Origin of the sequence: Oleiagrimonas sp. (genome assembly GCF_027858935.1) — a bacterium.
Lineage (GTDB): Bacteria > Pseudomonadota > Gammaproteobacteria > Xanthomonadales > Rhodanobacteraceae > Oleiagrimonas.
Genome location: NZ_JAQIBU010000012.1, coordinates 1 through 5235, shown reverse-complemented (window position 1 = coordinate 5235; position 5235 = coordinate 1). Strand labels below are relative to the sequence as shown.

At 64.4% G+C, this 5235-nt stretch carries 9 protein-coding genes; 2 read left to right on the top strand and 7 right to left on the bottom strand.

What is annotated here, in order from left to right; all coding sequences use genetic code 11:
• Window positions 1–609: universal stress protein (locus PF446_RS00640; protein WP_298068682.1), on the top strand; the 609-nt coding region annotated here is incomplete at its 5' end.
• 236 nt (window positions 610–845) lie between these two features.
• Here PF446_RS00640 and PF446_RS00635 read toward each other — a convergent pair.
• Window positions 846–1310, bottom strand: coding sequence for a hypothetical protein (locus PF446_RS00635; protein ID WP_298068681.1), 465 nt, complete (start codon window positions 1308–1310; stop codon window positions 846–848).
• 84 nt (window positions 1311–1394) lie between these two features.
• Here PF446_RS00635 and PF446_RS00630 point away from each other — a divergent pair, with 84 nt between their 5' ends.
• Window positions 1395–1931: a cytochrome b gene (locus PF446_RS00630; RefSeq protein WP_298068679.1), complete on the top strand. Its 537-nt coding sequence runs from the start codon at window positions 1395–1397 to the stop codon at window positions 1929–1931.
• 48 nt (window positions 1932–1979) lie between these two features.
• Here PF446_RS00630 and PF446_RS00625 read toward each other — a convergent pair whose 3' ends face one another.
• From PF446_RS00625 to PF446_RS00600, 6 genes are all read right to left on the bottom strand, one after another.
• Window positions 1980–2363: a hypothetical protein gene (locus PF446_RS00625; RefSeq protein ID WP_298068677.1), complete on the bottom strand. Its 384-nt coding sequence runs from the start codon at window positions 2361–2363 to the stop codon at window positions 1980–1982.
• A 10-nt stretch (window positions 2364–2373) separates the two neighbouring features.
• A complete protein-coding gene (locus PF446_RS00620; protein ID WP_298068675.1) occupies window positions 2374–3033 on the bottom strand; it encodes a dienelactone hydrolase family protein in 660 nt (219 codons plus the stop codon).
• Between the two features lie 30 nt (window positions 3034–3063).
• Window positions 3064–3258: a CPXCG motif-containing cysteine-rich protein gene (locus tag PF446_RS00615; protein ID WP_298068673.1), complete on the bottom strand. Its 195-nt coding sequence runs from the start codon at window positions 3256–3258 to the stop codon at window positions 3064–3066.
• Between the two features lie 79 nt (window positions 3259–3337).
• Window positions 3338–4048, bottom strand: a complete 711-nt coding sequence (locus PF446_RS00610; protein WP_298068671.1) for an SDR family NAD(P)-dependent oxidoreductase — start codon at window positions 4046–4048, stop codon at window positions 3338–3340.
• Window positions 4049–4052: 4 nt separating this feature from the next.
• Window positions 4053–4448: an MAPEG family protein gene (locus PF446_RS00605; protein WP_298068669.1), complete on the bottom strand. Its 396-nt coding sequence runs from the start codon at window positions 4446–4448 to the stop codon at window positions 4053–4055.
• A gap of 101 nt (window positions 4449–4549) precedes the next feature.
• On the bottom strand, window positions 4550–5235 hold a 686-nt coding region (locus PF446_RS00600; RefSeq protein ID WP_298068667.1), incomplete at its 5' end, for an arginine deiminase-related protein.

Here is a 5235-nt window from a genome sequence, read left to right as displayed (position 1 = left end):
TGGTTCCAGTCGCAACTGCGGGACCTTGCGATCACGGGCGACTGGCGCGTGGCTCATGGAGACGATGCATCCGTGCTCTGCCACATGGCTTCCGCCTACGAACTGCTGGTGATGATGCGCGACAATGAAAGCCGCGATGCACCGCTGGGTTATGGGGCCGTCTCGCGTTGCGTGTTCGGCAGTTGCACCCCGGTGCTGACGGTACCCGTCGATACACCGGTAACAAGCTGCGGCAGCCGCATCTGCGTGGCCTGGAACGGCAGCCGTGAAGCCAATCTCGCCCTGCGCGGCGCACTTCCGCTGTTGCGCAGCGCCGATGCACTAAGCATTCTGGACGGCAGTGCGGACCCGGAGCGCGCCGACCCGATGCGCCCTCCCGTCCCGGACCTGCGAACCTGGCTGGATCGCCACGACATCGAGGCGGATATCCATCCCTTCCATCCCGACGGACCGTCCGGTCCCGCTATCGACGCCGCGGCCAACGACTTTGGAGCCGACCTGCTGGTGATGGGCGCATGGGGTCGCTCTCGCATCAGCGAGCTGGTCCTGGGGGGCGCCACCCGGCACCTGTTCGGGAACGCACGCATGCCGATGCTGGTGGCCCACTGAACGCAGGGCCGCAACGGGTTCAGCCAGGGAAGTCCAAGCGTCCCTCTGAAAGCCTGTGCACTGCCCATGGAGCGCGTCGTGGCAGCGACGCGAGCTGAAAACAGGATTGCTATTGCTGCGAAGCACAACACCGCGCTTGTGCGTGCAGCTTCTCGCAAACCCGACCCCAAATGCTGGATCGGGCCAAGGTCCAGGGCACACCAATTGCTGCTCCAGTGCAGCAATCCGTGATCAGGCTAACGCGGGTTCGGCGCAGCCGTTGCGACGGGACGCCGCACGGCGCGAGCCAGCAGCCAGACCAACCCGATCATCAACGCAAGCGGCAGGAAAAGCGGCAGGGCCAGCAGCGCGACCACGGGAAGCATCAGCAGCCCCAGAAGCAGCGCCAGCAATCCGCCGAACACGCTGAAAAGCCCGACCACAAGCCCCAGGACGAGCTTGAGGACGAGCCCGACGACCGAAACCGCAAGCCACAGCAAGCCCACCACAAGCAGTATCGCGAATACCTCGATCATTGTTTTCCTCCTCGCGCAGGAAAGTGTCTTGATGACGACGCGCCTGCATTGGATGCCAAAGAAGACGAAAGGTTTGCATGCAATAATCGAATGTACGTCGGCGCCGGGCGCCGGGCAATCTGCATCTGCCGAGAGCGGGATGATCCGTTCTGCAAATCCGGTCCCGTGCGACTCACGGCCACCCATGTTCTGTTGCGGGCAGTTGTATCGTTATCCTGCGCAAAATCAGGTGGCACACCATGTCCCATTGTAAAGGAGAACAGTACTACCATGAAGAAGACCTCAAGATATGGATTCTGGCACCGTAACCTGCACTGGGTCATCGCGACCCTGGTGATCGGCGCACTTGCTCTTGTCGAACTTCACGACTATGCCCCTCGCGGGTCGGCTTTGCGCTCGGACATGATGTACTGGCACATGCAGTTCGGTCTGGCGGTATTGATCCTGTTCGTGCCGCGGCTGATCGTGCGCCTGACCGGAGGGCGTCCGGCGATCGTCCCCCCGTTAGCGTGGTGGCAGAGCATTCCTGCGCGCCTGGTGCACTGGGTCTTCTACCTCCTGATGATCGGCCAGCCCATTGTTGGCCTGCTGATGGTCCAGGCCGGCAACCACAATCCGGGTTTCTGGGGCCTTTCGCTGCCGCAGTTCGTGGCGCCGGACAAGGCCCTGTCCAAGCAATTGGGCAACATTCACGTGATCGCGGGCAACGTGTTCTTGTGGTTGGTCATCATCCACGCCCTGATCGCGTTATGGCACCACTGGGGCCGCAAGGACAACACCCTGCGCCGCATGATCTATTCCAAATAATCCGTCCCGGGAATATGAGCGGCGTGGCCCTCGCGTCGCTCATCCCGATCACGGCGAGGGCTTGCCGCGCCCTCCAGGACGCCAGCCGAACAGAAGCCAGCCCAGCATCACCCCGAAGCTGGCCGCGACGATCTCGAACACCACCCGCGTGCCCAGATAGTCCGGATCATGAATACCGGACAAGATCCGTTGTATGGTCACGGGCGACTCCATCGGCACGATGCCCATGTAGACCAGATGCCACAGGTCCGCGCCGCAGGCCGTGACCAGAGTGGCCAGGAACGCCCAGCCGATTTCCCGTGCCGCAGTCCATTCGGCGCGCTTGCCGATGAGTGCGTGCAGCAGGCCGTACAGGACCAGTCCCGCGACCAGCGCAATCAGCGCGGCCTCCCATACGCCGACCATGCCCATGCCAAGGAAGGACAGGTTCATGACGTGGCGCTCATGTCAGGTGCCGGGCGAAGAAGTCCAGCGTGCGACGGCGGGCCAGCGCGGCCGACACCTCGTCATGGCTTGCCCGGACATCGCAATTGAACCCGTGATCGGCCGGGTAGACAAAAAACTCGGCGTCCGGATTGGCCTGGCGCACGCGGTCGCGATCGGCTGCCGTGATGTGCTGGTCCAGCTGGCCATAGTGGAACATGACCGGCGCCTTGACCGGCTCGTCGACGAATCGGGTATTGCCACCGCCGTAGTAGCTTACCGCCGGCAAGCCCAGGCGGATCGCGGAAAGATAGGCGACCGTGCCGCCCCAGCAGTAGCCGACCACACCGACCTTGCCGGCGCTGGACAGCGTGTCGGCGGCGGCCTTGACCAGTTCGATCACGGGTTCGAACTGCACCTGACCGGCCAGGGCGATCCCTTCCTTGATGCCCTGCTCGTCGTAGTCCAGCTCGACATCCGGGCGCACCAGATCGAAGAACGCCGGCGCGATGACGCGGTATCCGTCCTTGGCAAATCCATCGACCACGCGGCGAATGTGCGCGTTGACACCGAAGATCTCCTGGATCACCACCAGGCCGCCTTTCGGCGCACCATCGGGTTCGCCCTGCCAGGCGCCGATGCGATGTCCGCCGCCTTCAATCTGGATATGCGTTGCCATGCCGTGTTTCCTTTTCGCTGGGGGTGTGGGTCAGATCTCGTCCTGGTGGCGTACGGCAACCTCGGGCAGACCGTCGTGCTGTATACGCACGGCAACCTCGATCGGTTTGCAGCACACCTGGCAATCCTCGATATAGCGCTGCGCGCCGAGCGAGCAGTCGATGGTCAGTTCGATGGGTTCGCCGCAATACGGACAATGGACCTGGACGGGTTGCAGTTCGTTCATGCTGTCTCGCACCGTCGTGTATGCAAAGGCACGATCCTAACGTGCCATGCATGCGCTAGGCGATGTCGGGGCTTCGCGTTCACCAGTCGATGACGCGGCCACGGTGCATGCATTGGCCGTGCGGACCGTCGGCCGACTCGGCCAGCAGGTCGGCGATTTCAGCGGCCGGTTCGGACGCTTCGCGGGATGCACCGGCGCCGCCCATGTCGGTGCGCACCCAGCCCGGGTCCAGGACGTTGATCCGGATATCGGCCGGCTCGTCATCCAGCGCCGCGGCCAACTGCCGGGTCAGGCCGTTGACCGCCAGCTTGGACAGGCCGTAGGCCGGCGGCGTGTCCGCCGATGCCATCGCATCCATGCCGCCCCAGCCGGAGGTGAGGTTGACGATCCGCCCGAACCCGGCCTCGCGCATGGGCACCAGGGCCAGCTGGCATAGTCGCCATGTACCAAGCAGGTTGGTGTCAAGGGTCGCGCGCAGACTGGCTTCGTCCAGCGCCAGCGCATCACGACCACGGTCCAGCAGGATGCCGGCATTGTTCACCAGCCCGTCCAGCCGTCCGAAATGCACCAGCGCGGCATCGATGAAGGCGTCGCAGCTGCACGCATCGGTCACATCCAGCGCATGCACCTGCAGGTGGTTGTGCGACTGGTGCGGCATGCTAGCGGGATCGCGCGTGCCCGCCAGCACGCTCGCCCCGCGCTCGAGCAGCTCACGCACTGTCGTCAGTCCAATGCCGCGATTGGCACCGGTCACGGCGATCACGCGCCCTGCCAGAGGATGGCCGTCCATCGCCCTAGAACAACGACAGCGCGATCATCACGATGCCGACGATGGACACCGCCCACACCAACGTGCGCAGCCAAGGAATGCCCGCGGCGTAGACCGGCACATAGACCAGTCGGGCCCAGAAATACAGCTCCGCACCCAGCGCCACATGGCTTCCGGTGCGGCCCATCGCCAGCGCCGCCACGGTCACTGCGGCGAACATCGGGAAGGTTTCCAGGAAATTGCGCAGCGCGCGCTGCAGGCGCCCGCCAACACCGGTGAACGGTGTGTTGTTCTGGTCACGGGGGCTCACCGCCCAGCCCAGTCCACGCTGGCCGATGGCTGCCAGAACCACCAGCACCACCTGTACCAGACCCAGGAACACGCTCCAGACCAGCATGGAAGTCAGTACATTCATGTGCATTTCCTCAATACAAACCCCATTGGTTCATGCCCCACTATGCAGCGGCGGGACGCTTGCTGTCATGCAGGCACTCATGCTCGAACGGCATACACGGTCCAGACTCAGCGCGGCTCGTCCAGGCGCAAGGTCAGGCATTTGGCCGAGCCGCCGGACTTCATGAATTCTCCGAGCGGGTGCTGCACGGCGCTGTAGCCGAAACTTTCCAGCGCCCTGGCGAGAGGTTCACTGGCGTGATTGAGCAGCACGACATCGCCCGTGTCCACCGCGTTGCCGGCAAAGGCCTCGGCGTCCGCTTCGGCCACGGCCAGGCGTTTGTCCGCCGGCACGCGGGCCTCGATCGCGGCGCGCGATGCCTCGTCGAATGCAGCCGGGTAGTACATCAGCACGCCATTCAGGAGCGGACAAAAGCAGGTATCGAGGTGGTAGAAGCGCGGGTCGACCAGGCGCAGCGGGATGACCTCGATATCCAGCAGGTCCTGAAGTTGTTCGGCGCAGCCTGCATCGGTGCGGTGGCCATGCCCCATCCACAAGCGCGGGGCGGTGCGGTCCAGCAGGGCGTCTCCAGCGCCCTCGAACGGCAGATCCCCGGGCAGCCGCTGCACGCGGTAGCCGTGCTCGGCGAACCAGCGCTCGAACAACGGCTCCTCGCCGCGTCGCTGCTCGTGGGTGAAGCGGCTGGGAACAAACAGGTCACCCAGCACCACGCCCGCATTGGCCGTGAATGGCATGTCCGGAAGTCCTTTCCCGGCCTCGATCAACGCCACCTCGGCGCGCGCCGACAGCGCCT